This window comes from Zobellella sp. An-6 (assembly GCF_052487945.1).
Window position 1 is genome coordinate 1,871,910 of sequence record NZ_CP199259.1, and the last position, 25,320, is coordinate 1,897,229.

Here is a 25,320-nt window from a genome sequence, read left to right on the forward strand (position 1 = left end):
GGCGGAGCCCCCAGGGGGCGAGTAGTTCAGGCTGACCGAACATCCAGTGAATGTTCGCAGCAGCAGCGAAACTATGAGTAGCATGTTCTTACGGCGTGTCTGCGTGCGATACCCGGTCGATGCACGGTATTTAGGATCAGTTACTTCATTTTACTACTAAGGAAATTCAGCTAATGGCAGGGAACAGTATCGGAACCCTCTTTCGTGTCTCCACCTTCGGCGAGAGCCACGGCCCGGCCCTGGGCGCCGTGGTCGACGGCGTGCCCCCGGGCATCGAACTCGATGAAGTGGATTTGCAGCATGATCTGGACAGGCGCAAGCCCGGCACCTCCCGTTTCACCACCCAGCGGCGGGAAGCGGATCAGGTCAGGATCCTGAGCGGCGTGTTCGAAGGCAAGACCACCGGCACCTCCATCGGCCTGCTGATCGAGAATACCGATCAGCGCTCCCAGGATTACTCCGCCATCAAGGATCTGTTCCGGCCGGGGCATGCCGATTACACCTACCACCAGAAATACGGCATCCGCGACTACCGCGGCGGCGGCCGCTCCTCGGCCCGGGAAACCGCCATGCGGGTGGCCGCCGGCGCCATCGCCAAGAAGGTGCTGGCCCGTTACGGCGTGTCCATCTACGCCCACCTGACCCAGCTCGGCCCGATCAAGGCCGAGGCCTTCGACAAAAGCATCATCGAAACCAACCCCTTCTTCTTCGCCGACGCCGGCAAGCTGGAGGCGCTGGATGAGTACATGCGCGAGCTGAAAAAAGAAGGCAACTCCATCGGCGCCAAGATCCAGGTGGTGGCCCAGGGCGTGCCCGTGGGCCTGGGAGAGCCGGTGTTCGACCGGCTGGACGCCGATCTCGCCCATGCCCTGATGAGCATCAACGCGGTCAAGGGTGTGGAGATCGGCGACGGCTTCGCGGTGGTGGAGCAGAAAGGCTCCGAGCACCGGGACGAGCTCACCCCCGAGGGTTTTGCCAGCAACCATGCCGGCGGCATACTGGGCGGCATTTCCAGCGGCCAGGACATAGTGGCCAGCATTGCGCTCAAGCCCACCTCCAGCATCATGGTGCCGGGCAACACCATAGACGTGCACGGCAACCCCACCGAAATGGTGACCCGCGGCCGCCACGATCCCTGCGTCGGCATCCGCGCCGTGCCCATCGCCGAGGCGATGATGGCCATAGTGCTGCTCGACCACCTGCTGCTCAACCGGGCCCAGAACGCCGAGGTCGTGACCAGCACGCCCAAACTGTAAGGTCGTATTCGACCTAACCCGTCGCCGGTCCTGGAGCGCGGGCGGCCCGCCCGCATGAACCCGGCGCCGCGCCACTTGTGTACCCACCGCAGCCGGGTAAAATAGCGGCCCTGAATCGAGGGCCGCTTTTTATTATGTCATTTTGCTACCGGGATCTGATTTCCCTGTTTAACCAAAGCTTCGCCGACACGTACAATACCCGCCTCGAGCTGGGGGACGACGAGCCCATCTACCTGCCGGCCGACGCCGAAGTGCCGTACCATCGCATTATTTTTGCTCATGGTTTTTTCGCCAGTGCCCTGCACGAGGTGGCCCACTGGCTGCTGGCGGGGGAGGCGCGCCGACAGCAACCGGACTACGGCTACTGGTACCATCCGGACGGCCGGGATGCCGAGGCCCAGGCGGCCTTCGAGGCGGTGGAGGTGAAGCCCCAGGCCATCGAATGGGCGCTGTCGCTGTGCTGCGGTTTTCCCTTTAACGTGAGCTGCGACAACCTGAATGGCTGCGTGGATCCGGATCGTCACGCCTTCCGGGCCCGGGTGCGGGAGCAGGCGCTACGCTACCTGGCCGGGGGTTTTCCGGCCCGTGCCCGGATCTTTATGGACGTGCTGCGGCAACACTACGGCCGGCCGGGCCTGAGCGCGGCGGACTTTGACTGACAGAGGAAGGCGGATGTTCAAGATTGGCCTGATTATCAACCCCCTGGCGGGCCTGGGCGGCAGCGTGGCCCTCAAGGGCAGCGACGGCATGGCCGAGCAGGCCCTGGCCCTGGGCGCCGAGCCCCGGGCCCTGCAGCGCAGCAGCCTGGCCCTGGCGGAGCTGGTGGCGCTGAAGGATCATGTCACTATCTACACCGTGTCCGGCGACATGGGCGAGACGGTGTGCCGCTCCCTCGGGCTGCCGTTCGAGGTTTGCTACCAGGCCGCCAGCCCCAGCACCGCCGAGGACACCCACCGGGCGGTGCCGCTGCTGGTGGCACGGGGCATCGATCTGCTGTTGTTCGCCGGTGGTGACGGCACCGCCCGGGACATCTGCGCCGAGGTGCCGGAGCGGCTGTGCGTGCTCGGCATCCCCGCCGGGGTGAAAATCCACTCCGGGGTGTACGGCGTCACTCCCGCCGGCACCGGCCGGCTGCTGGCCAGGCTGGTGCGTGGCGAACCGGTGAGCCTGGTGGAAGCCGAGGTGATGGACATCGACGAGGCCGCCTTCCGCGAGGGCCGGGTGCGGGCCCGCCGTTACGGCGAGATGCTGATCCCCGGCGAGCTCAATTATGTGCAGGCGGTCAAGGTCGCCGGCAAGGAATCCGCCGAGCTGGTGCTCACCGACATCGCCGACGAGGTGATAGCGCGCATGGAAGAGCACGACGACTGCTACTTCATCATGGGCTCGGGCACCACGGTGGCGGCGGTGATGGAGCGGCTCGGCCTTAGCAATACCCTGTTGGGCGTGGATCTGGTGTACCAGAAACGCCTGCTCGCCTCGGATCTGGACGCCAGAGGCCTGTATGAATGGATCAAGGACAAACCATGCAAGCTGGTGATCACCCTGATCGGGGGCCAGGGCCATATCTTCGGCCGTGGCAATCAGCAGCTCAGTCCCCAGCTCATCCGGGCCGTGGGACGCGACAATATCTGGCTACTGGCGACCAAATCGAAGCTCAATTCGCTGCAAGGGCGCCCGTTGCGAGTGGACACCAATGATCCCGCACTCGACCGCGAACTCGGCGGCCTGATCCGGGTGATCACTGGCTATCATGATGAAGTTCTGGTCCGGGTGGCAAACCCGGAAGACGAGGCTCAATAGATGAACATTTTTGAATTCGAACGCCTGCTGCTGGCGGAAATAGACGCCCAGGTGGCCGATGCCAGCGACGATCAGCTGTTCGCCGGCGGCTACCTGCGCGGGCACATCACCCTGGCGGTGGCCCAGAGCGAGTTGTCCGGCCGCAACCATATCCGGGATGTGAAAGCCAGGGTCAAAACCAGCCTCAACCAGGCCATACTGAGCGGCGAGCTGAACGACGACGATCAGAAGCTGGTGCTGGGCTACTGGACCCGGCTGGTGGACAAGGTGGAGCGCCAGGCCGCCGCCACCGAATAAGCGGGACAAGGCACAAAAAGAAAGGCCGGCGCCTGTAAAGGCGCCGGCCTTTTGCATTTATTTGCCGGCTTGCGCCGGATCTGCCGTAGGGTCGATTGTAGGGTCCATTTCAATGGACCAACCCCGGCACCGGGTTCGGTCGAATAAATCCGACCCTACGGCGGGTCCGTCGTAGGGTCGATTGTAGGGTCGGATGGGTTGGTCAACTCAATTCGACCCTGCGGGCGCCGTGTCAGTCCAGGATTATGCCCTGGTGCTTGAGGGCCGCGATGATTTCATCGGCGGCGGCTTCGGCGCTCAGGGTGGTGGTATCCAGGCGGATTTCCGGGTTCTCCGGCTGCTCGTAGGCGGAGTCGATGCCGGTGAAGTTCTTCAGCTCGCCGCCGCGGGCCTTTTTGTACAGTCCCTTCACGTCACGCTCTTCGGCCACCGCCAGCGGGGTGTCCACGTGCACCTCGATGAACTCGCCCTCGGCCAGCAGCTCGCGCGCCATGCGGCGCTCGGAGCGGAACGGCGAGATAAAGGCGGTGAGCACGATCAGGCCCGCGTCCACCATCAGCTTGGACACTTCCGCCACCCGGCGGATGTTCTCCACCCGGTCGGCGTCGGTAAAGCCCAGATCCTTGTTCAGGCCGTGGCGCACGTTGTCGCCGTCCAGCAGGTAGGTGTGGCGGCCCAGGGCGTGCAGCTTTTTCTCCACCAGGTTGGCGATGGTCGACTTGCCGGCGCCGGACAGGCCGGTAAACCACAGCACCGCCGGCTTCTGGCCCTTGGCCTGGGCCCGCGCTTCCTTGTCCACGTCCACGTGCTGGAAGTGGATGTTCTGGCTGCGGCGCAGGGCGAAGTGCAGCATGCCGGCGGCCACGGTGTTGTTGCTGAGCCGGTCGATCAGGATAAAGCCGCCGGTGTCCTTGTTGTGCTGGTAGTCGTCGAAGGCGATGCCCCGGTCCAGGCTGATGTTGCACACGCCGATGGCGTTGAGCTCCAGCTTCTTGGCGGCGGTGTGCTCCAGGGTGTTGACGTTCACCTGGTACTTGATGTCGGTGATGGTGGCGGTGACCGTCTTGGTGCCGATCTTCAGCAGGTAGGGCCGGCCCGCCAGCATGGCGTCTTCGTGCATCCACACCAGGGTGGTCTCGAACTGGTCGGCGGTTTGTGCCGGCGCCTCGGCGGTGGAGATGACGTCGCCGCGGGAGATGTCAATTTCATCGGTGAGGGTCAGGGTCACCGACTGGCCGGCCACCGCCTGGGGCAGGTCGCCGCCGTGCACCACGATGCGGGCCACGTGGCTTTCCTTGCCGGAGGGCTGCACCCGGATGCGGTCGCCGGGCTTGATGATACCGCTGGCCACGGTGCCGGAGAAGCCGCGGAAGTCCAGGTTGGGGCGGTTGACCCACTGCACCGGCAGGCGGAAGGGGGCCTTCTGCATGCGGGTGTCGTCCACTTCCACGGTTTCCAGGTAGCCCATCAGGGTGGTGCCGTGGTACCAGGGCATGTTGTCGCTGTGGCTGATGATATTGTCACCCTTGAACGCCGACATGGGAATATAGGTGATCTGCTTGAGCCCCAGCTGCTCGGCGAACTGGCTGTACTCTTCCACTATGGTGCGGAAGGTCTTCTCGGAATAGCCCACCAGGTCCATCTTGTTGATGGCTACTACTATGTGGCGGATACCGAGCAGCGACATCAGGTAGCTGTGGCGGCGGGTCTGGGTGAGGATGCCCTTGCGCGCGTCCACCATCAGGATGGCGGCGTCGGCGGTGGAGGCGCCGGTCACCATGTTGCGGGTGTACTGCTCGTGTCCGGGGGTGTCGGCCACGATGAACTTGCGCTTGTCGGTGGAGAAGAAGCGGTAGGCCACGTCGATGGTGATGCCCTGCTCGCGCTCGGCGGCCAGGCCGTCCACCAGCAGGGCGAAGTCGATGTCGTCACCCTGGGTGCCCCATTTCTTGGAGTCGGCTTCCATGGCGGCGAGCTGGTCTTCGAACAGCATCTTGGACTCGAACAGCAGCCGGCCGATGAGGGTGCTCTTGCCGTCGTCGACGCTGCCGCAGGTGATAAAGCGCAGCAGGCTCTTGTGCTCGTGCTGCTTCAGGTATTGCTCGATATCGGTGGCAATCAGGTCGGATTGGTGCGCCATTAGAAGTAACCCTCTTGTTTTTTCTTTTCCATGGAAGCGGCGGAATCGTGGTCGATCATCCGGCCCTGACGCTCGGAGGTCTTGGTGAGCAGCATTTCCTGGATGATGGCGGGCAGGGTGTCGGCCTCGGATTCCACGGCGCCGGTGAGCGGGTAGCAGCCGAGGGTACGGAAGCGCACCTTCTTCATCATCGGCACTTCGCCTTCTTTCAGCGGCATGCGCTCGTCATCCACCATGATCAGGGTGCCGTCGCGCTCCACCACCGGGCGCTCGGCGGCGTAGTACAGGGGCACGATGGGAATGTTCTCGAGGTGGATATATTGCCAGATGTCGAGTTCGGTCCAGTTGGACAGGGGGAAGACGCGGATGGACTCGCCCTTGTGCTTGCGGGCGTTGTACAGCTTCCACAGCTCGGGGCGCTGGTTCTTGGGATCCCAGCGGTGCTGGGCGGTGCGGAAGGAGAAGATGCGCTCCTTGGCGCGGGACTTCTCCTCGTCGCGGCGGGCCCCGCCGAAGGCGGCATCGAAACCGTACTTGTCGAGCGCCTGCTTGAGGCCTTCGGTCTTGGTGATGTCGGTGTGGATGGCGGAGCCGTGGGTGAAGGGGTTGATGTCCTTCTCGATGGCCTCGGGGTTGATGTGCACCAGCAGATCCATGCCCAGTTTTTCGGCCATCTGGTCGCGGAAGCTGTACATTTCGCGGAACTTCCAGCGGGTATCCACGTGCAGCAGGGGGAAGGGGGGCACCGAAGGATAGAAGGCCTTCATCGCCAGGTGCAGCATAACGGCGCTGTCTTTGCCGATGGAGTAGAGCATGACCGGGTTTTCGGCCTCGGCCACCACTTCCCGCATGATATGGATACTCTCGGCTTCCAGCCGTTGCAGGTGCGTCAGATTCATAATGCTACTGTTCTCGCCTATGGATTATGCTAATAACTAAATGTTATAGATATTCAGTATGTCCAGTTTATTTGATATATGATTACAATGATAGCCCTGCTTAAAGAGCGAGTGGTTATATATGTCAGCCTATTTGGTATTAGCATCAATCGGAGCCTTGTTGGCCTTGCTGATACAAGGACGTTTTTCGCCGGCGGTGCTGTTTACCTCCTGGGCCATCGGCTATGTGCTGCTGGGCGTGGTGGAGCAGCAGGCACTGCTGAACAGCTTTTCCAACCCGGCGCTGATCACCCTGCTGGTGCTGATGCTGGTGTCGCTGGCGCTGGAGCGCTCGCCCCTGCTCGACCGCTTTTCCGACGCCCTGCTCAAGGGCCGGGAGTCGCTGGCCAGCCTGCGCCTGATGGGGGTCACCGCCACCCTGTCCGCCTTTCTCAATAATACCGCCGTGGTGGGATCATTGCTCGGGGTGATTTCGCGCCAGCGTTATGTTCCCGCCTCCCGCTTGCTGATCCCGCTGTCCTATGCCTCCATCCTCGGCGGCGTGACCACCCTGATCGGCACCTCCACCAACCTGGTGGTGAACTCCTTCGTGGTGAACGCCGGCCTGCCGCCGCTCGGCATGTTCCAGTTTGCGGCGGTGGGGGTGCCGGTGGCGGCGCTGTGCCTGCTGGGGTTGCTGTTCAGCATCCGCCTGTTGCCCCGCCACTCCATGCAGGATCGGGAGGCGACCCTGCCCTATTTTCTCGAGGCTCAGGTGATGCAGGGCTCGCCGCTGATCGGCATGAGCATAGAAGCCAACCAGCTGCGCAGCCTGGACGGCCTCTTCCTGCTGGAGATCATCCGCAACGAGCGGCTGATAAGCCCGGTATCGCCGGAAGAGATCCTGGAGGAAGAGGACATCCTGGTGTTCACCGGCGAGGTGGAGAAGGTGCAGGCCCTGCAGCGCTTTGCCGGCCTGCAGGTGTTCGGTGCCCAGGCCGACGATCTGCTGGCCTCCAACCTGGTGGAGGTGGTGATCTCCAACGAATCGGAGCTGGCCAAGCGCACCCTGCGGGAGGTGGATTTTCGCACCATGTTCAACGCCGGCGTGGTGGGCATCCGCCGGGGCCGGCGCCGGCTGACCGGCCAACTGGGGCAGATACCGCTCAAGGTGGGCGACAGCCTGCTGCTGGCGGTGGGCACCGATTTTATGCAGCACCGCAATATCGACCGCAACTTCCATGTGCTGAACGGCACCCTGCAGCGGCCCAAGCTCAGCAACCGCCAGAGCCTGTTCGCCTTTACCGGCTTTGGCGCGGTGATCGGCCTGGCCGCCCTGGGACTGGTGCCGCTGCTGAACGGACTGCTGGTACTGCTGGCGGCGCTGCTGCTGAGCCGTGTCCTCACCCTGAGCGAGCTGCGTCGGCGCTTTCCGTTCGAGCTGATGCTGATCATCGGCTCGGCCCTGACCGTGGCCAAGGCGCTGGAAAGCTCGGGCGGCGCCCAGCTGGTGGCCGACACCATGCGCACCCTGTTCGACGGTTACGGGGTGTACGGCGCCTTTATCGGGGTGTTTTTGATCACCCTGGTGCTGACCGAAACCGTCACCAACAACGCCGCCGCCGCCCTGGCCTTTCCCATCGGCCTTTCCACCGCCCAGGCCTTCGGCGCCGAGCCCATGCCCTTTATCATGGCGGTGGCCTTCGGCGCCAGTGCCTGCTTTATGGTGCCCTTCGGCTACCAGACCCACCTGATGGTGTATTCCCCCGGCCGCTACCGCATGCTGGACTACCTGAAGGCGGGGCTGCCGATCAGCCTGCTCTACTCGGCGGGCGTACTTATCCTGGTGCCCCTGGTCTTCCCGTTCTAACCGGCGGCCAACACCGCCGCCGATTTGTCCCGTAGCGCGGGCGGCCCGCCCGCGCTACGGGAACCCTGGCCCGAAAACCCTGCCTTAATCCGCAAGCGTACCCATACGGGCGAACGGTCGTGGATGGCTGACGGGGGAGAGGAATACAGACGGCAGTAACGCAACAGCGGAACCATCAGCAACGCGCCGGACCGAGAGAACTAGGAAGAGAAAATGGCGGAGATTGGAGGTGGCGCCCGCCAGCCGCATCCCGGCACTCGAAGGTCCCTGCCTTGGCTGCTCCCTTCCGGGCCTGACCAGGTCGACAAGGTTTCGATGCGAGAGGACCAACGGGGCCACCATCGAAGAGCGGCCAGTCTAGCAAAACGCCTTTTGAATGCAACCCCCGCCGGCGCGACTGCTGCTTTATTGCCCTGGGTCCTGCGGTGGCCCCTGCGGATGGGCGGCGGGCAGGGCCGATGCTACGGAGGGCCCGGCGGTTGCTTGCCGCCCCGCCGCCAGCGGTGGTAGCGGGCCAGCCAGGCCAGCAGCCGCTGTGGGGCATGGGCTTTCTTCCACTCGCCGGCGGCGTACTTGTTGGCCTCGCTCAGGGTGGGGTAGATGTGGATGGTGGCCAGCAGCTTGTTGAGCCCTAAGCCGTGGCGCATGGCCAGCACGTATTCCGCCAGCAGCTCGCCGGCGTGCTCGGCCACTATGGTCACCCCCAGTATCCGGTCCTTGCCCGGCACCGTCAGCACCTTGATAAAGCCGTGATCGGCGCCGTCGGTGATGGCCCTGTCGAGATCCTCCAGCCCGAAGCGGGTCACCTCACAGGCGATGCCCCTGTCCCTGGCCTCGGCCTCGGACAGGCCCACCCGGGCCACCTCCGGATCCACGAAGGTACACCAGGGGATCACCGAGTAGTCCACCCGGAAGCGTTTGAACTGGCCGAACAGGGCGTTGACGCTGGCGTACCAGGCCATGTGGGCGGCGGTGTGGGTGAACTGGTAGCCCCCGGCCACGTCGCCGGCGGCGTAGATGTGGGGGTAGAGGGTTTCCAGGTAATCGTTGGTCTCGAGCCGTTTATCGGGGTCGATGCCCAGCTGCTCCAGGCCGTAGCCGGTCAGCCGGGGGCGGCGGCCCAGGGCGAGCAGCAGATCGTCGAAGGCCAGCGCCACTTCCCGGTGGTGATGGCGGACGATCAGCCGCTTGCCCCGGTCGTCCTGCTCCAGCCGCAGCGGCTGGTGGCCGGTCAGCACGGCGATGCCGTCCCGGGTGAGCGTCTCCTTGACCCGTTCGCTCACTTCCTGGTCTTCCTTCGGCAGCAGCCGGGGGTTGCGCTGCACCAGGGTCACCTCCGATCCCAGCCGGGCCAGGGCCTGGGCCAGCTCGCAGCCGATGGGGCCGCCGCCCAGCACCAGCAGCCGGCGGGGCGGGCTGTCCCGCTGGGCCAGGGCCTGCCACAGGGTGTCGCTGGTGAGATAGCCGACTGTTTCCAGCCCCGGCAGCTCGGGCACCAGGGGGTCGGCCCCGGCGGCGATGATAACGGCGCGGGCGGTCAGCCGGCGGCGACTGCCGTCGTGGAGATCCACCTCCACCGTCCAGGGATCGAGCAGGCGGCCATGGCCCTGCAGTACCTCCACCCCCAGGGCGGTGTAGCGTTCCACGCTGTCATGGGGCGCGACCTTTTTGATGATCTCCTGCACCCGCGCCATCACCCGCTTGAAGCTGAACTCGGGCTGGGTGGCACAGAGGCCGTAATGGTCGGCCTGGCGCATCTGGTGGGCCAGCCTGGCGCTGCGGATCAGCGCCTTGCTCGGCACGCAGCCGGTGTTGAGGCAGTCACCGCCCATCTGGCCCGCCTCGATCAGGGTGACCCTGGCCCTGACGGCGGCGGCGATATAGGCGCTGACCAGGCCGGCGGCGCCGGCGCCGATCACGATAAGGTTGCGGTCGAAATGGCGGGGTTTTTGCCAGCCCCGGTAGACCCGGCGGCGCTGCATCAAGCGGACCAGGTGGCGGGCCAGCAGCGGAAAGATGCCGAGCAGGGCGAAGGACAGCCACAGGGCGGGGGAGAGGATGCCGCCGAGGGAGTCGAGGGCGGCGAGCCGGGTGCCGGCGTTCACATACACCAGGGTGCCGGGCAGCATGCCGAGCTGGCTCACCCAATAGAAGCGGCGGGCGGGAAAGGGGGTCAGCCCCATCAGCAGGTTGATCAGGAAAAAGGGGAACACCGGCACCAGCCGCAGGGTGAACAGGTAGAAGGCACCGTCCCTGGCAATGCCGTCGTTCACCGCCTTGAGCCGGTCGCCGAAGCGGTGCAGCACCTGGTCGCGCAGCAGGAAACGGGCCGCCAGCAAGGCCAGGGTGGCGCCCAGACTGGAGGCGAAGGACACCAGCACCAGCCCCTGCCAGAGGCCGAACAGGGCGCCGGCGGCCAGGGTCATGATGGCGGCGCCGGGCAGGGACAGGGCCGCCACCAGCACATAGAGCAGGAAGAAACCGGCGGCGGTAAGCCAGGGCGACCGGCCGCGCAGGGCGGCGAATTCCGCCTGGTGCTGTTTGAGTGCCGCCAGGGTCAGCAGCTCATGGCCGCCCAGGACGAAGAAGAGCAAGGCGAGCGTCAGTAACACCAGCAGCAGGATAAGCTTTTTCATAGGGTTCCTTGTGGCGGTCTTGGGCACGGCGGGCCGCCCTATGCGAGTGAATCATGCCTTAATAGTCGCCCCGGCGAGGCGGATTATTACAGATTGGAAGAAAAAGCCGCCATGGGCGCGGGAAACATGAAAAAAAGGTGGCGCCCTGTAATAAATCACGCCACCCGCACGACGTAATAACCAGGCCGGCATCGACGCCGGTTTGTTATCCATTCACCTGCCGTTTAAGGAAACCCTATGAAACTGCTCCATGCCCTGTTGTTGTCCCTCGGCCTGCTGCTCGGCGGCCAGGTCGCCGCCGCCGATATCCGCCCCTTCAGCCAGCCGCTGTTCGAGCAGTTGCAGGTCGAGGGCACGCCCGTGCTGGTGGACGTATACGCCGACTGGTGCCCGGTGTGCAAACGCCAGGAAGCGGTGCTGACGCCCATGCTGGCCGAGCCGGCCTTCGCCGATTTGACCCTGCTCAAGCTGGACTTCGACAGCCAGAAGGATGAGCTCAAGGCCTTCGGCGTCCGCCGCCAGAGCACCCTTATCCTGTTCCGGGACGGAGAGGAACTGGCCCGGGTGCTGGGGGAGACCGATCCCGCCCGGCTGCGCGCCTTCGTCGAACAAGCCTACTGAGGACGACGGATGGATCTCGGACTCGCCACCCTGGGGCTCAGCCTGCTGGCCGGCCTGCTGACCACGCTGTCGCCCTGCGTCCTGCCGCTGCTGCCGATAGTGGCGGCCTCGGCCATGGCCCGGCAACGGCTCGGGCTCTTCACCCTGGCGCTGGGCATGGCGCTGTCCTTCACCCTGGTGGGGGTGGGCATCGCCTCGGTGGGCCTGACTTTGGGGCTGGATGAGCGGCTGCTGCGACTGACCGCCGCCGTGCTGATGCTGCTGGTGGCGGCCTGGCTGCTGAGTGCCCGGCTGCAGGCCTGGTTCAGCGGCCACGCCTCCGCCCTGAGCGGGCGCGGCCAGGCCTGGCTGAACGGCTTCAATCCGGACTCGGCCATCGGCCAACTGGGCGTGGGCCTGCTGCTCGGCCTGGTGTGGACGCCCTGCATCGGCCCCACCCTGGGCGCGGCCATCGCCCTGGCGAGCCAGGGCCAGAGCCTGGCCAGCGTGTCGGCGGTGATGCTGGTGTTCAGCCTGGGCGCCGTGCTGCCCCTGGTCGCGGTGGGCCTGCTGTCCCGCCAGGGTTTCGCCAAACGGCGGGCCGGCCTGGCCGGGGTGGGGCCAGGGCGGGAGCACACTTTGCTGTAAATTTAACCAAAGAATAATTGAGCCCGATAATCGTCGTTCCAACTGGCTCGCTTCAGCTTGTTGCGCTGACTCGGTGAACCACATTCGCTCTGCTTGAGGATGTTCATCACGAACCGCCGGAACAGCGCCATGTTTTCGACTGCGTCACCAGTGGCAATCCGGGAGGCATCTTCATTGAACACCACATCCAGAACGTAATGCTGACTGTTTTCTATCCGCCAATGCTGACGGATGTAGTGCCCCAACAGCTTATGCTTGGGCGACATGGAGCTGACATAGTAAGAGGTATCCACCGTCCCTTTGCCATCGATGGTGCGGTGCCGTTCCACGGCGATGATACTGCGGATAGTCGGCCATTTTTCTGCTAGCTCTGCAGGTAGTTTTGCTTTTAATTGAAAGACATAGCGCTCTTCCTTGCGACCATGACCGGTTTCCTTGTGCTCAACGACCACTTTCTCTTTGCGGGCGTCGAAGACCGTCTGGAACTGAGACTGGACGGCTTTGCGTAGCGTGGGCTGATTGTGTTTAACCTGCACCACGACATGGGCTTTTTTGTCCTGGATTTTTTCCAGGGTCTCCCGCTGACAGTGCAGCGCATCCAGGGTCACCACGGCGCCGTTGAGGTTGAGCATATCCAGCATGTCCCGAACCGTCGCGATTTCTCCCTTCTTGGACGGGGTGGCTTTTTGACTCAACACCAGGCCGTTTTCGGTATCGTAAGCCGTGACCAGCTGCACCGCCTGAGCGGCGTTGTTGCGGTAGGAGCCGCGCAACACCTTGCCGTCGAAGGCAATAATGGGCTTGCCGTGATGGGTGCGATGTTCATTGACCCAGTTCAGCAAGGCCTCCAGCAAGGATTCAATCACTATGCAGCGGAGAATGCGTGCAATGGTATGCCGACGCGGAATGCCATGAGTAAAGGGGCGGTACCGACGCAACCAGTCGGCTTTGGCATCGCCATAGGTTTCAATGTCTTGCCAACCTTCAGCACCGGCCATGATGGCGCTGATAACCAGGAACATGACGTCCACCAGGTCATGCTTTTGGTTGATATCTGAACGGGTTTCTTCAACAAGGGTAAGGTGTTCTATCAGGGTCATGGTCAGGCTCCTTCGGCAAGAGGTGCTGATTAGATCACAGACGATCCACCCGTTCAAATTTCATTAACAAAGTATGATCCCGCCCTGGGGGTGGGGCAGGGTGGCCGCACGCTGATGGGGGTGAGCCTGCTGGCGGTGGGCCTGCTGGTGCTCACCGGCGGCGACAAGGTGCTGGAGATCTGGCTGTTGCAGCACAGTCCGGCCTGGCTGCTGGAGCTGACCACCCGTTTCTGAATGGACCCCGGGCCCCAGGCCCGGAACTCTCGCTCAAGGAGAACATCATGGTTGATCTGCCACTTACCGCCCTTATCGGCACCCTGGCCCTGGTGGGCCTGGCCAGCCTGTGGCTGGCGCCCCGGGTGCGTACCGCCGACGGCTTTTTCGCCGGCCGCGACGAGCAGGGCGCCCAGCCCGGGGTGCTGACCCTGACCTTTTCCCAGGTGACCACCTGGATCTTCGCCCGCTCCCTGCTCAATGCCGCCATTCTCGGCTATTTCTTCGGCATTGCCGGAGCCCTGGCCTATACCGCCTATTACGGCTCCTTTTTGACCGGCTGGCTGATCGTGGATCGGCTGCGCTACCGCCATGGCGCCGGCAATATCCAGGGCTTTCTCGCCGCCCGCTTCGGCCCCTGGGGCAGCGGCTGCTTCAACTTGCTGATCTCGCTGCGGCTGCTCACCGAGGTGTTCGCCAACCTGCTGGTGGTGGGCATGGTGTTCGGGGTGGCGGGCTCGTCGGCCTATACCTGGTCCATCCTGGCGGTGGCCGGCCTGACCCTGGCCTACTCCATGGGCGGCGGCTTGCGGGCCTCGCTGCGCACCGATGTGCTGCAGATGGGACTGCTGCTGGTGCTGATCCTGGTGCTGGCGGCCATGGCCCTGGGGCACCCGCTGTTCGACTGGGGCGCGGTGCTGGCCAGCAGTCCGGACTGGTTCGGTCCCGGCTGGATCCTGCTGGCGGTGGCGCTGTTGCAGGTGCTGAGTTATCCGCTGCACGATCCGGTGATGATGGATCGGGGCTTTATCGCCGACCGGAGCACGACCCGCCGCAGCTTTATCCACGCCTTCTGGCTGTCGGCCCTGCTGATCCTGGCCTTCGGCCTGCTCGGGGTGTTCGCCGGGCTGCATGCCGGGGAAGACAAGGACGTACTGGTGACCCTGCAGCGACTGCTGGGCACGCCGGCCATGCTGGTGCTGGGCCTGACCCTGGTGATCTCCGCCGCCTCCACCCTGGACTCCACCCTGTCCAGCGCCGTCAAGCTGATGGTGGTGGACATGGGCCTGGGGCGTTCCTCCACCCGCAACGGCCGGTTGGCGATGGCGCTGTTCGCCCTTGGCGGCCTGGCGCTGGTGTTCACCGGCAGCCACGATCTGTTCGACGCGGTGGCGGTCAGCGGCACCGCCTCCCTGGCGCTGACCCCGGTTGTCCTGTTCAGCATCCTGGCCGGACGCGAGGTGGCCCGCTGGAGCTTCCTGGCCAACTTCGGCCTGGCCATGGCCGGCGCCGTGCTCTACTTCCTGGAAAAAGGCGGCCGCATCAGCCTGATCGGCGACCTGTTCGGGGTGGAGCACAGCTATGCCAAGCTGCTGGTGGTGACGGTCTTCATCCTGCTGTCCGGCCTGCTGTGCTTCACCCTGGGGCTCAAGCCCAGGGCGACAATCGCGGAGCAGCGGGCATGAACCCCGGAAGAAGCTGCCCGCTCCACTACCGGCTGCAGCCGGAGCGGCTGGCACAGGGGCCCGTCCAACGGGCCGACAGCCTCTACCTGGCGGGTGGGTTGTACGGCAACTGGGCGGCGCTGAAGGCGATACTGGCGTTGCGCGTGCGGGAGCAGCTCGCCGGCCAGCCCCGGCCGGCGCTGGTGTTCAATGGCGACTTCAACTGGTTCAACGCCGAGCCGGCCTGCTTCGAGGTGGTGAACGAAGTGGTGCTGGACCATCTCGCCCTGCGCGGCAATGTGGAAACCGAGCTGGCGCGGCCGTCGGCCGGGGCGGGGGAGGGGGTGGTGAGCCGCTCCAACGCCATCATGGCCCGTCTGCAGCGGCTGGCCGCCGACCAACCCCGGCTGGCCGACCGCCTGGGGGCGCTGCCTACCCACCTCAACCTGGAGGTGGGCGGACTGCGGATATTGGCCCTGCACGGGGATCCCGAGTCCCTGGCCGGCTGGGGACTGGCGGTGGAGGCCATGCCGCCACCGGGCGAGGCCAGCCCGGTCATCGCCGACTGGTTCCGCCGCACCGGAGCCCGCGTCCTGGCCGGCAGCCATACCTGCCTGCCCTTTATGCAGGACTGGCTGCTGGACGGGCGCCGCCACTTGGTGGCCAACAACGGCGCCGCCGGCATGCCCAACTTCCGGGGCGACCGGCGGGGGCTGATCACCCGCATCGGTGTCCGGCCCAGCCCTTTCCCAACCCTGTACGGCACCCGGCTCGACGGGGTCTATGTGGAGGCGCTGCCGGTGACCTGGGAGCCGGGCTGGGATGCCTGGTTCGCCGCCCACTGGCCGCCCGGCTCGCCCGCCTGGGAGTCCTACCGGGAGCGTTTTATGGTGTGGCCCCGCTACGGCCTAGCCCAGGCACGGCGGCTGGCGCCGGCCTGAGCCCGGCTTAGCGGCTGTCGGGATGTTCCGGGCGTCGCCGCCAGGGCTGGGTCAGCAGGCGGCCCAGCCGCAGCTCGGCCGGGTCCTGGAAGTCGTTCAGTCCTATGGTCATGCGCCGGTGGCCCGCCTCGGGCTGGGCCCGGTAGGTGCCCAGCAGGCGATCCCACCAGGGCAGGTTGAAGCCGAAGTTGCTGTTGGTTTCCCGCGGGATCACCGAGTGGTGCACCCGGTGCATGTCCGGGGTGACCAGCAGCAGGCGCAAGCCGGCGTCGAGCCGGGGCGGCAGCCGGACATTGCCGTGGTTGAACATGGAGGTGGCGTTGAGCAGCACCTCGAACAGCAGCACCGACAGCGGCGGCGCCCCCAGCAGGATGACGATGCCCAGCTTGATCCCCATCGACAGCAGTATCTCCAGCGGATGAAAGCGCAAGCCGGTGGTGACGTCGATGTCCGGATCGCTGTGGTGCATGCGGTGCAGCCGCCACAGCCAGGGCAGGGCGTGGAACAGCCGGTGCTGCAGGTAGATGAGAAAGTCCAGCACCAGCAGGGAAAGCGGCAGGGTGAGCCAGAGCGGCAGCGGCCACAGCTGGAACAGTCCCCAGCCGCGCTGCTCCGCCAGCAGGGCACCGCCCACGGCGGCGAGCGGAAACAGCAGCCGCAGCAGCAGGGTATTGATGGCCACCAGCAGCAGGTTGGCCGGCCAGCGGCGATGGCGCGGATAACGCCGGCGGCGGCGCGGGGCGAGCGCCTCCCACAGCATCATCAGCAGCAAGATGCCGGCGAAGGCGGCCAGCCGGAGCAGGGGCTCATATGCCGGCATCGGTGAGCGGCTCGGGGTGGTGGGGCGGTATGGGTAACGGCATCTGGTCTTCCCTTGTTCACGCTGGACCTCTTCAATGTTAGTCCTTGGCGAGGGCACCAGGTGATAGTGCCCCGACGTTAGCCGGTCGCCACCACCGTTTGGTTGCGCCCCTGCCGCTTGGCCTGGTAGAGCGCCTTGTCCGCCATCTTCAGGGTGTTGTCGATGGTGGAGGGGCTGCCCGGCCAGTGGGCGATACCCAGGGAAATGGTGACATGGCCCACCCCGGGATATTGGGTTTTCTGGGTCTGCCCCCGCAGCCGTTCGGCCACTTCCCTGGCCGCGCGGGTATCGGCGCCGGGCAGGAAAAGCAGGAACTCTTCTCCCCCGCTCCGGCACAGGGCGTCGTCCTTGCGGGCACTGTTTTGCATCAGCTTCGCCAATGACGTTATCACCTGATCCCCCACGCCATGGCCATGGGTGTCGTTGACCCGCTTGAAATGGTCGATATCCAGGGCGATGGCGGCAAACGTTTGCCCGGTTTCCTGAAAATGATCGAGCACTTTCTGCATGCCCCGGCGGTTGAGCAGGCCGGTGAGGGGATCGCAGTGGCTGTCGGCATGCAGCCGGCTTATCTTGTCGTTGAGCAGGCTCACCCCCTTGAGGATGGCGCGCTTTAGCAGGGCGGCCTCGAAATACCAGGAACGCACCTGGGCGATGTTGTCCTGGGCCTGTTTCTGATCCATGGTCCTGGCGTTGTGGGCCAGTTGCCGCAGGGGAGTGGCGATAAAGAGGGCGGAAAACCAGATGAAGACCAGGGTAAGCAGGGCCAGGGGCAGGCTTTTGATAAAAACATCGAGGATCTGGCCATCGAGCCCGGCCAGGGCGGAAGCGCGGGGGCGCTGGGCGACGATGCCCCAGCCCGCCTTGGTGACGGGGGCATAGCCGGCGAGCATCTCGGTACCGTCGGTATCGGTCAACTGCAGGCTGCCGCTGTGGCCTTCGAGCACGGCGTCGACCACGGAATTATCGATGATTTTCTCACCGATACAGGCCTCGTCCGGGTGGTAGAGAACGGTGCCTTTCCGGTCGACCACATAGAGGTAGGAGTCATCGTTGTAGTAGTGACTGCCCAGCATCTGGCCGAGCATGCTTTCATCCTGCAGATAGACAGAGCCGCTGACAAAGCCCAGGTAGTCGCCTTTATCGGTGATAATGGGGTGGGTCACGCTGATCAGATAGTTGCCGGTGACCGAAACAAAGGGGTCGCTGGTAAGCGGCCTTTTCGCCTCGAGTGACTGGCGTACGATATCCGAGTCGAGGGTCAGCCCCAATAGTTGCAGTGTTTCCGGCGAGGTGGCCACCACCTTGGCATCGGCATTCACCACCACCAACGAGTTGAAGCTTTTGCTTTGCCGGTGCAGTCGCCGGGTTTCCTGCCGCAGGGCCTGCTCGTTACCCATCATGGTGCCGAGCAGTTCGGCACCATGAGCCAGTTGATATTCGGTGGATGCCAGAAAGTTATTGGTCGTTTCCGCCAGCTTGGCGGCGTATACCCGGTGCGACTCCAGGGTATTGGCGATCAGCAGGGCGCGCTGCACCTCGTAGGTGGCGTAAAAGCTGTTTCCCAGGGTAAGCAACACGCTGGCCATGGCCAGGGTCAGGATAAGGCGACGCAAATCCAGGCGTAGGAAAAAGGGTGGCTTCATTATCGGGGGGAAGTCTTCCTGCTGTGGGAGGCCGTCAAGCCAGGCCGAATCAGGCCACTGATTCTAATTGAGCCGGCCGGTCAAAAGCTACCCTTACAAAGGGTAAGTGAAAGAAAGACCCTGAAAAGGTATGAGTGCAATAACCGGGTGGTGTTTGTAAATGTGATGGTGGTGTCTGCCCGGCGATGAGGCGGTTGAGGCGGTATGGTTACGATGGGTAGGGAGTAACAGCATCGGCATGCGCTTGAGCCCGCATGCCGATGGGTATTAGCCGGGTTGCCTTATTTTACGCCGATAATGATGTAGCCCTTTATCCCCTTGCCGGAATTCAAATTCCCCGGCGGGGCCGGCGCATCAGGTAGTAGGCGGCGGGGATCACGAACATCGACAACAGCGGGGCGGTGATCATGCCGCCGACCATGGGCGCGGCGATGCGCTGCATCACCTCCGAGCCGGTGCCGCCGCCCCACATGATCGGCAGCAGGCCGGCCAGGATCACCGCCACCGTCATCGCCTTGGGGCGTACGCGCAGTACCGCCCCTTCACGGATGGCGTCGAGCAGGTCGGCTTCGCTGCCGCGGTCCTGCTCCAGCCGCTCGAACCAGGCCTGCTTGAGGTACAACAGCATGATCACCCCGAACTCGGCGGCTACCCCGGCCAGGGCGATAAAGCCGATCACGCCGGCCACCGACAGGTTGTAGCCGAGCCCGTACAGCAGCCAGATGCCGCCCACCAACGCGAAGGGCAGAGTCGCCATCAGCAGCAGCGCCTCGTCAATATGCTTGAAGGTGAGATACAGCAGCACGAAGATGATCAGCAGGGTGAAGGGCACCACCAGTTTGAGCCTGGCGCTGGCCCGCTCGAGAAACTCGAACTGACCGGACCAGGACACCGAATAGCCGGGCGGCAGCGCGACCTGTTCGGCGACGCGTTGCTGCATCTCGCGCACCGCCGAGCCGAGATCGCGGCCCCGCAGGTCGACATAGACGAAGCCGGTCGGGCGGGCGTTTTCGCTGCGCAGCATGGGGGGACCGTCGTTGATGCGGATGTCGGCCACGTCGCCCAGCACCAGTTGCTGGCCGCGCGGGGTGACCATGGGCAGGGCGCGCAGCTTGTCCAGCGAGTCGCGCACCTCGCGCGGGTAGCGCACGTTGATGGGGTAGCGCTCCAGCCCTTCCACCGTCTCGCCGATGTTCATGCCGCCGATGGCGCTGGCCACGACCGACTGCACGTCGGCGATGTTCAGGCCGTAGCGCGCGGCCGCCTCCCGCCGGATGTCGACGTCGATGTAGCGGCCGCCGGTCAGCCGCTCGGCAAAGGCGCTGGTGACCCCCGGCACCCTCTTCACCGCTTGCTCGATGTCGGCGGTGAGCCGGTTGATCACCCCCAGATCCTCGCCCATGACCTTGACCCCCACCGGGCTCTTGATGCCGGTGGCGAGCATGTCGATGCGGTTGCGGATGGGCGGGATCCAGATGTTGGTCAGCCCCGGCACCCGCACCGTCCGATCGAGCTCCGCCACCAGCTTTTCCGGCGTCATGCCGGCCCGCCACTGCTCCCGGGGCTTGAACTGGATGGTGGTCTCGAACATCACCAGGGGGGCGGGGTCGGTGGCGGACGTGGCCCGGCCGGCCTTGCCGTAGACGCTTTCCACCTCGGGCAGGGTCTTGATCAGGCGATCGGTTTGCTGCAACAGCTCGGCCGCCTTGCCGGCCGACAGGCCGGGCAGGGCGGTCGGCATATAGAGCAGGTCGCCTTCGTCCAGCGGCGGCATGAACTCGCTGCCGATGTGTTTGAGCGGCCACAGGCTGGCCGCGAAGAACAGCACGGCCAGGACGATGGTCGCCTTGGGAAAGCGCAGCACCCATTCGAGCAGGGGGCGGTAGGCCGCGATCAGCCAGCGGTTGAGCGGATTCTTGTGCTCGGGCGGAATGCGCCCCCGGATCAGATAGCCCATCAGCACCGGTACCAGGGTCACTGCCAGGGCCGCCGAGGCCGCCATGGCGTAGGTCTTGGTGAAGGCCAGCGGCGAAAACAGCCGGCCTTCCTGGGCTTCCAGGGCGAACACCGGAATGAAGGACAGGGTGATGATCAGCAACGAGAAGAACAGCGCCGGGCCCACCTCCGCCGCCGCCGCGCCGATGACCCGCCAGCGCGCCTCGCCGGCCAGGGACTCCCCGGGGTGCCGGTGGTGCCACTGCTCCAGGTGCTTGTGAGCGTTTTCGATCATCACCACCGCCGCATCGACCATGGCGCCGATGGCGATGGCGATGCCGCCGAGCGACATGATGTTGGCGTTGACCCCCTGCCAGTGCATGACGATAAAGGCGGCGAGGATGCCGATCGGCAGCGAGACGATGGCCACCAGGGCCGAGCGCAGATGGAACAGGAACAGCGCGCAGACCACGGCCACCACCAGGAATTCCTCAAGCAGTTTGTGGCCGAGGTTGTCGATGGCCCGCTCGATCAGGCCGGAACGGTCGTAGGTCGGCACTATCTCCACACCCGCCGGCAGGCTCCCGGCCAGCTCGGCCAGGCGGGCCTTGACCGCGGCTATGGTCGCCAGGGCGTTTTCCCCGGAGCGCATCACGATGACGCCCCCGACCGCCTCGCCTTCGCCGTCCAGTTCGCCGATGCCGCGCCGCATCTCCGGCCCGAGCTGTACCTGGGCCACGTCGGCCAGCCGCACCGACACCCCGGCATCGGTGGTCATCAGCGGAACGGCCCGGAAGTCGTCCAGGGTCTGGAGGTAGCCGGATGCGCGCACCATGAACTCGGCCTCGCCCAGTTCCAGCACCGAGCCGCCGGTTTCCTGGTTGGCCCGGCGCAGCGCCTCGATGACCCTGTCATGGGTAATACGGTAGGCTGCCAGCCTGTCGGGGTCGAGCACCACCTGGTATTGCCGCACCATGCCGCCGATGGTGGCGACCTCGGCCACCCCGGGCACCGTTTTCAGCTCGAACTTCAAAAACCAGTCCTGCAGACTGCGCAGCTGCGCCAGGTCGAGGCGGCCGGAGGTATCGGTCAGGGCATACTGATAGACCCAGCCCACGCCGGTGGCGTCCGGTCCCAGCGCCGAGGTGGCGCCGGGCGGCAGCCGCGACTGCACCTGATTGAGGTACTCCAGCACCCGGGAGCGGGCCCAGTAGAGATCGGTGCCATCCTCGAACAGCACATAGACATAGCTGTCGCCGAAGAAGGAATAGCCGCGCACGTCCCTCGCGCCGGAAACCGACAGCATGGTGGTGGTCAGCGGGTAGGTGACCTGGTTCTCGACCAGTTGCGGGGCCTGCCCCGGCCAGGTGGTGCGGATGATGACCTGGGTATCGGACAGGTCCGGCAGGGCGTCGAGGGGGGTGCGCAGCAGCGAGACCAGGCCCCAGGCCGTCATGATCAGGGTGGCGATCAGCACCAGGAAGCGGTTGGCAACGGACCAGTGGATAAGGCGGACGATCATTGGTCACCTCCCGTTGCGTTATTGTCCACCGGTTGCAGGGTGATGATGCGCGGCGGCTCTCCCTCCTGCATGCGGAAGCTGATATCGACTGGGTCGCCGACCGACAGTGCCGGCCGTGCCAGCCCGGGCGCCAGCCTGAAGTCCATGGTCATGGCCGGCCAGCCGAGCTCGGGGATGTCCGGGTGCGTCAGCGTCAGGGTCTCGCCGTCGATGGCCTCCAGGCGGGCGTGGGTGCGGTACAGGGGGGGCTCCGCGCTCGCAACCGGTTCGGCGATCCCGAGCCGGGCCTCGATGCCCTTGAGGTTCGCCTCCGAGTCGATCAGGAACTGGCCGGAGAGCACGACCCGTTGCCCCTGATCGAGGCCGGCGAGGATCTCGGTCATGCCGTCCTGCTCGATGCCGGTGGTCACTTCCAGCGGGCGGAAGTCATCGCCCTCGACCGCCATCACCAGGGTGCGCTGCCCGGTACGCACCAGGGCTTCGGTCGGCACCAGCAAGGCCGTGCGCGCCTCGGGGGCGGCCAGTGTCATTTGCACGAACATGCCCGGTACCAGTTGCCCCGTGGGGTTGGCCAGCTCCAGGCGTGCCTTGCGCGTCCGGGTGGCGGAGTTCACTTCCGGCAGCAACGCTTGCACGGTGCCGGTGAATAGCTCGCCCGGCAAGGCGGGCGTGCGGGCGCTCACCGGGCTGCCCCGGCGCAGCATCGTCGCCTGGCTTTCCGGCACCTCGGCCTCCACCCACACCGTCGCCCATTCATTGATGCGGGCGAGCAGCGTGCCCGGCATGACGGTGCCGCCTTCGCGGGCCGGCAGCTCGGTCACTATGCCGCTGGCCGGGGCGACCAGGGTGATCCGGGGCTGTACCCGGCCGGTACGCTCGACCAGGGCAATCTGCTGGTCGTTCATGCCCGCCTGGCGCATGCGCTGGCGGGCGGCGTCCACCAGCCCGGTCAGATCCTGACCCCGCATCCGGCGCAGGCCGAGGTAGTCTTCCTGCACCGCCACCCAGTCGGGTACATAGAGATCGAGCAGGGGTTGTCCTTCATTGACCGTATCCAGGGTCGCGCGCACATGAAGCTTTTCAATAAAACCGGTGGCGCGGGCCGTCAGGGTGAACTGGCCGCGTTCGTTCCAGCTCACCTTGCCCACCGCCGAGACCGTCGGCCGCAATTGCCCTTCGGACACCTCGCCGGTACGCAGCCCCAGGTTCTGCCGGATGCGCGGACTGACCGTCACTGTGCCGTCGTCGGCGTTCTCGCTCCCCGCATAGGCGGGCACCAGCATCATGTCCATGAAGGGTGATTTGCCGGGGGCGTCGAATTTCCTGCCCGGGACCATGGGATCGTGGTAGTAGAGGATCTTCCGGCCGGTACGAGGATCGACATCGCCGGCCTGCAGGCCGGCCTCGATATGCCGGCGGGTGGCGGCTTCGCCCTGCGGGATGCCCCAGGTCGAGGGATCTTCCGTGGCCGCCATCGGCGCGGCCCCGTCCACGGCGGCTTCGCCGCGGGACAGGCCCTGCTCCAGGCCCAGCCGATAGAGGCCGACACCGGCGGCGCCCAGCACGGCGGCGGCAAGCAGGCTGAGTACAAGGGGGTTCTTGTTCATGGGGTCGGCTCCTTGGTGGTCTGGTCGGCATGCCCGTCACGGGCGGCGAGAATGTCGTACTCCTCCGGGATCAGGAAGGCCAGCTCGGCCCAGAGGGTGGCGGTCTGCATCTCGATGCGCAGCCGCTCGATGCGGGTGTCGACGGCCATGCGCCGGGCCTCCAGCACCGCGGCCAGTGAGCCCTTGCCGCCGCGATAGGCGGCCTGCGCCGCCTGGGTGCGGCCCTCGGCCAGGGGGAGCAGGGTGCGGTCGTAGTCGTCCAGCCGGGTCAGGTTGCTGCGCCAGCTTTCCCGCAGGCGCCGTACCTCGAACAGGTGTTCACGACGTATTTCCTCCCGCTCGTTGCGCCGCTGCTCGACGCTGGCCAGACTGGCGGCCAGCTCCCGGTCCTGCCGGTTTTTTCGATCCCACTGCAGGGGGATGGCGACGCCCAGCGACACCATGTCGCCGAAGGCGTCGTCCCGTCGGCTGTACCTCAGCGACCAGGTCCAGTCGAGGCTCTTTTCCTGGCGGGCCACCTCGGCCTCGGCCTCGGCTACCCGGGTCCGGGCATCCAGCAGGGTGAGTTGCGGATGGGCCTCGATCTCGTGTGCGGCAGCCTGGGCGGCGCCAGGCACCTGCCTGATGTCGGGGAGGCGGCCCAGGGTGGTCGTGGCGTCATCGCCCACCCAGCGGGACAGCAGGCTATCGGCATTGTTCAGGTCCGCACGGGTTTCCCTCAGCCGGTCGTCGAGTCGGGCCACCGCCGCCCGGGTCAGGAACAGCTCCGACTGGGTGGCGCTTCCGCCCCGGTAGCCGGCCTCGACCGCCTCGACCACCAGCACGGCTTCCTCCCGCTGTTGTTCCAGCAGCTCGAGCAGCTGCTGCTGGTAGTGGCGTGCCAGCCAGGCGCGGGCGGTTTGGGTGCGCAGGGTGGCGAGCTGCAATCGCCGGTTGGCGACGGCGGCATCGGCCTCCCGCTCGAAGCGGTTCCTGCGTGCCAGCCGCTTGTCCGCATCGGTAAAGGTCTGCGACAGACCGATGGACTGCATGGTCATGAAGTCGTCGTCCAGGCTGAAGCGCATGGGGCCCTCTGCCGGTACATTGTCCAGCGACAGGCGCAGCTCCGGATCGGGCAGGCGACCGGCGGCGACCGCCTGCTCGCGGAAGGCGGTCGCCGAGGCATCCTGGGCCAGCAGCCCGGCCGAGTGCATTTGTGCCGCCTGCAAGGCGGCCTCTAAGGTCAGGGGGGCGGGCAACGGCGACTGGGCCGCCGCCGGCTGGGTCGTGCCCGAGATCAGCGCCACCGCCAGGGCCGCCATGCTCAGGCGTGAGTGCCGACGCCGGACGGCGTGGCGCAGGGGAAGCCGCTTGGCTTCGCCAGGGTGAGAATAGGAGTACATAGGCCAAATTCCATGTGCATGGGCGTCCGCGTGCAAACGACGCGGACAAGGCACGGCAACGGGCCCGGCCCGCTGCCGCATCAGGTCAACACAGGATCAGCCGATGCTGGGCGGTCGCCAGACGGAGGAAGGCTCGCGGGATCTTAACTGAAGCAGCGGATGGCCCGCCGGCTCGGTGGCAGGGGGAGGCGATGCGGTCAGGTTAACCGGGGCGAAAAGACAGGAGCCGGACGAACCGCAAGGCATGTCGGTTTTGCACGGCTCGCCGGTGTCGGCCTGGGTGTCGGCATCGTTGCAGCAGTGGTGATCCTCGGCGGACATCGCCATCGGGGATGCCGGTTGCTCATGCTCCATGGGGCAGGGAAGCATGGCGACGCGCGGGGCCGCGATGCCCTGGAAGGCAACGAAGAAAGTGATGATCAAGGCCAGGAAGGTGCGCGTCATGGGACGATTCTACAGATTTGAGCCTTGAATGGAATCCTTTCGGGTGATTTGAAGGGCCGAAGCGATGTGTTAAACACCTTGAAATACGCCTGAAC

Annotated in this window: 19 protein-coding genes and 1 other RNA gene; 9 read left to right on the forward strand and 11 right to left on the reverse strand. The window is 65.4% G+C overall.

Annotation, left to right across the window (positions count from 1 at the left end):
* Window positions 1-173 precede the first annotated feature (173 nt).
* From aroC to ACT7DK_RS08675, 4 genes are all read left to right on the forward strand, one after another.
* Window positions 174-1,256 carry a chorismate synthase gene (aroC, locus tag ACT7DK_RS08660; protein ID WP_445398261.1) on the forward strand — a complete coding sequence of 361 codons (1,083 nt, stop codon included), beginning with the start codon at window positions 174-176 and terminating at the stop codon, window positions 1,254-1,256.
* Between the two features lie 134 nt (window positions 1,257-1,390).
* Window positions 1,391-1,915, forward strand: coding sequence for an elongation factor P hydroxylase (locus ACT7DK_RS08665; protein ID WP_445398263.1), 525 nt, complete (start codon window positions 1,391-1,393; stop codon window positions 1,913-1,915).
* 13 nt (window positions 1,916-1,928) lie between these two features.
* Window positions 1,929-3,059: an ATP-NAD kinase family protein gene (locus tag ACT7DK_RS08670; protein ID WP_445398265.1), complete on the forward strand. Its 1,131-nt coding sequence runs from the start codon at window positions 1,929-1,931 to the stop codon at window positions 3,057-3,059.
* Window positions 3,060-3,356 carry a YfcL family protein gene (locus tag ACT7DK_RS08675; RefSeq protein ID WP_445398267.1) on the forward strand — a complete coding sequence of 99 codons (297 nt, stop codon included), beginning with the start codon at window positions 3,060-3,062 and terminating at the stop codon, window positions 3,354-3,356.
* 232 nt (window positions 3,357-3,588) lie between these two features.
* On the opposite strand, the gene cysN is transcribed toward ACT7DK_RS08675, so the two are convergent.
* A complete protein-coding gene (gene cysN / locus ACT7DK_RS08680) occupies window positions 3,589-5,496 on the reverse strand; it encodes a sulfate adenylyltransferase subunit CysN (protein ID WP_445398269.1) in 1,908 nt (635 codons plus the stop codon).
* A complete protein-coding gene (cysD, locus tag ACT7DK_RS08685) occupies window positions 5,496-6,395 on the reverse strand; it encodes a sulfate adenylyltransferase subunit CysD (protein ID WP_445398271.1) in 900 nt (299 codons plus the stop codon). The genes cysN and cysD overlap by 1 nt, the downstream gene beginning before the upstream one ends.
* Window positions 6,396-6,561: 166 nt before the next feature.
* Between cysD and ACT7DK_RS08690 the strand changes: the two genes are divergently transcribed.
* Window positions 6,562-8,244: an SLC13 family permease gene (locus ACT7DK_RS08690; protein WP_445398273.1), complete on the forward strand. Its 1,683-nt coding sequence runs from the start codon at window positions 6,562-6,564 to the stop codon at window positions 8,242-8,244.
* A 234-nt stretch (window positions 8,245-8,478) separates the two neighbouring features.
* Here ACT7DK_RS08690 and ffs read toward each other — a convergent pair.
* Window positions 8,479-8,576: signal recognition particle sRNA small type (gene ffs, locus ACT7DK_RS08695), an RNA gene on the reverse strand.
* 129 nt (window positions 8,577-8,705) lie between these two features.
* Window positions 8,706-10,880: an FAD-dependent oxidoreductase gene (locus tag ACT7DK_RS08700; RefSeq protein ID WP_445398275.1), complete on the reverse strand. Its 2,175-nt coding sequence runs from the start codon at window positions 10,878-10,880 to the stop codon at window positions 8,706-8,708.
* A gap of 237 nt (window positions 10,881-11,117) precedes the next feature.
* Here ACT7DK_RS08700 and ACT7DK_RS08705 point away from each other — a divergent pair, with 237 nt between their 5' ends.
* Together ACT7DK_RS08705 and ACT7DK_RS08710 are read left to right on the forward strand one after the other, a co-directional pair.
* Window positions 11,118-11,501 (forward strand): thioredoxin family protein, encoded by a 384-nt coding sequence (locus tag ACT7DK_RS08705; RefSeq protein ID WP_445398277.1) that lies wholly within the window; start codon window positions 11,118-11,120, stop codon window positions 11,499-11,501.
* 9 nt (window positions 11,502-11,510) lie between these two features.
* Complete coding sequence (locus ACT7DK_RS08710; protein WP_445398279.1) at window positions 11,511-12,128, forward strand: cytochrome c biogenesis CcdA family protein; 618 nt, start codon at window positions 11,511-11,513, stop codon at window positions 12,126-12,128.
* Window positions 12,129-12,130: 2 nt separating this feature from the next.
* On the opposite strand, the gene ACT7DK_RS08715 is transcribed toward ACT7DK_RS08710, so the two are convergent.
* Entirely contained in the window at window positions 12,131-13,228 is a 1,098-nt protein-coding gene (locus tag ACT7DK_RS08715) for an ISAs1 family transposase (RefSeq protein ID WP_445398281.1), read from the reverse strand.
* Between the two features lie 281 nt (window positions 13,229-13,509).
* On the opposite strand from ACT7DK_RS08715, the gene ACT7DK_RS08720 reads away from it, so the two are divergent.
* Complete coding sequence (locus ACT7DK_RS08720) at window positions 13,510-14,907, forward strand: sodium:solute symporter family transporter (RefSeq protein WP_445398283.1); 1,398 nt, start codon at window positions 13,510-13,512, stop codon at window positions 14,905-14,907.
* Window positions 14,904-15,827: a metallophosphoesterase family protein gene (locus tag ACT7DK_RS08725; protein ID WP_445398285.1), complete on the forward strand. Its 924-nt coding sequence runs from the start codon at window positions 14,904-14,906 to the stop codon at window positions 15,825-15,827. The genes ACT7DK_RS08720 and ACT7DK_RS08725 overlap by 4 nt, the downstream gene beginning before the upstream one ends.
* Before the next feature lie 7 nt (window positions 15,828-15,834).
* Here the strand turns inward: ACT7DK_RS08725 and ACT7DK_RS08730 are convergent, their stop codons facing one another.
* The 6 genes from ACT7DK_RS08730 to ACT7DK_RS08755 form a co-directional block, all read right to left on the reverse strand.
* Complete coding sequence (locus ACT7DK_RS08730; protein WP_445398286.1) at window positions 15,835-16,647, reverse strand: sterol desaturase family protein; 813 nt, start codon at window positions 16,645-16,647, stop codon at window positions 15,835-15,837.
* Window positions 16,648-16,766: 119 nt separating this feature from the next.
* Window positions 16,767-18,335: a sensor domain-containing diguanylate cyclase gene (locus tag ACT7DK_RS08735; RefSeq protein ID WP_445398288.1), complete on the reverse strand. Its 1,569-nt coding sequence runs from the start codon at window positions 18,333-18,335 to the stop codon at window positions 16,767-16,769.
* A 328-nt stretch (window positions 18,336-18,663) separates the two neighbouring features.
* A complete protein-coding gene (locus ACT7DK_RS08740) occupies window positions 18,664-21,792 on the reverse strand; it encodes an efflux RND transporter permease subunit (RefSeq protein ID WP_445398290.1) in 3,129 nt (1,042 codons plus the stop codon).
* On the reverse strand, window positions 21,789-23,399 hold the full coding sequence (locus ACT7DK_RS08745; RefSeq protein ID WP_445398292.1) for an efflux RND transporter periplasmic adaptor subunit: 1,611 nt from the start codon (window positions 23,397-23,399) through the stop codon (window positions 21,789-21,791). Before ACT7DK_RS08745 ends, ACT7DK_RS08740 begins: the two co-directional genes overlap by 4 nt.
* Entirely contained in the window at window positions 23,396-24,781 is a 1,386-nt protein-coding gene (locus tag ACT7DK_RS08750) for a TolC family protein (RefSeq protein ID WP_445398294.1), read from the reverse strand. Before ACT7DK_RS08750 ends, ACT7DK_RS08745 begins: the two co-directional genes overlap by 4 nt.
* Before the next feature lie 96 nt (window positions 24,782-24,877).
* Window positions 24,878-25,225 carry a hypothetical protein gene (locus ACT7DK_RS08755; RefSeq protein ID WP_445398296.1) on the reverse strand — a complete coding sequence of 116 codons (348 nt, stop codon included), beginning with the start codon at window positions 25,223-25,225 and terminating at the stop codon, window positions 24,878-24,880.
* Window positions 25,226-25,320 lie beyond the last annotated feature (95 nt).

Bases quoted from the DNA above. Each gene is read 5' to 3' on its own strand.
- ACT7DK_RS08705 (WP_445398277.1), top strand. From the start codon at position 11,118: ATGAAACTGCTCCATGCCCTGTTGTTGTCCCTCGGCCTGCTGCTCGGC.
- ACT7DK_RS08720 (WP_445398283.1), top strand. From the start codon at position 13,510: ATGGTTGATCTGCCACTTACCGCCCTTATCGGCACCCTGGCCCTGGTG.
- cysD (WP_445398271.1), bottom strand. From the start codon at position 6,395: ATGAATCTGACGCACCTGCAACGGCTGGAAGCCGAGAGTATCCATATC.
- ACT7DK_RS08665 (WP_445398263.1), top strand. From the start codon at position 1,391: ATGTCATTTTGCTACCGGGATCTGATTTCCCTGTTTAACCAAAGCTTC.
- ACT7DK_RS08750 (WP_445398294.1), bottom strand. From the start codon at position 24,781: ATGTACTCCTATTCTCACCCTGGCGAAGCCAAGCGGCTTCCCCTGCGC.
- ACT7DK_RS08715 (WP_445398281.1), bottom strand. From the start codon at position 13,228: ATGACCCTGATAGAACACCTTACCCTTGTTGAAGAAACCCGTTCAGAT.
- ACT7DK_RS08675 (WP_445398267.1), top strand. From the start codon at position 3,060: ATGAACATTTTTGAATTCGAACGCCTGCTGCTGGCGGAAATAGACGCC.
- ACT7DK_RS08735 (WP_445398288.1), bottom strand. From the start codon at position 18,335: ATGAAGCCACCCTTTTTCCTACGCCTGGATTTGCGTCGCCTTATCCTG.
- aroC (WP_445398261.1), top strand. From the start codon at position 174: ATGGCAGGGAACAGTATCGGAACCCTCTTTCGTGTCTCCACCTTCGGC.
- ACT7DK_RS08710 (WP_445398279.1), top strand. From the start codon at position 11,511: ATGGATCTCGGACTCGCCACCCTGGGGCTCAGCCTGCTGGCCGGCCTG.
- ACT7DK_RS08700 (WP_445398275.1), bottom strand. From the start codon at position 10,880: ATGAAAAAGCTTATCCTGCTGCTGGTGTTACTGACGCTCGCCTTGCTC.
- ACT7DK_RS08740 (WP_445398290.1), bottom strand. From the start codon at position 21,792: ATGATCGTCCGCCTTATCCACTGGTCCGTTGCCAACCGCTTCCTGGTG.
- ACT7DK_RS08670 (WP_445398265.1), top strand. From the start codon at position 1,929: ATGTTCAAGATTGGCCTGATTATCAACCCCCTGGCGGGCCTGGGCGGC.
- ACT7DK_RS08730 (WP_445398286.1), bottom strand. From the start codon at position 16,647: ATGCCGGCATATGAGCCCCTGCTCCGGCTGGCCGCCTTCGCCGGCATC.
- cysN (WP_445398269.1), bottom strand. From the start codon at position 5,496: ATGGCGCACCAATCCGACCTGATTGCCACCGATATCGAGCAATACCTG.
- ACT7DK_RS08745 (WP_445398292.1), bottom strand. From the start codon at position 23,399: ATGAACAAGAACCCCCTTGTACTCAGCCTGCTTGCCGCCGCCGTGCTG.
- ACT7DK_RS08755 (WP_445398296.1), bottom strand. From the start codon at position 25,225: ATGACGCGCACCTTCCTGGCCTTGATCATCACTTTCTTCGTTGCCTTC.
- ACT7DK_RS08725 (WP_445398285.1), top strand. From the start codon at position 14,904: ATGAACCCCGGAAGAAGCTGCCCGCTCCACTACCGGCTGCAGCCGGAG.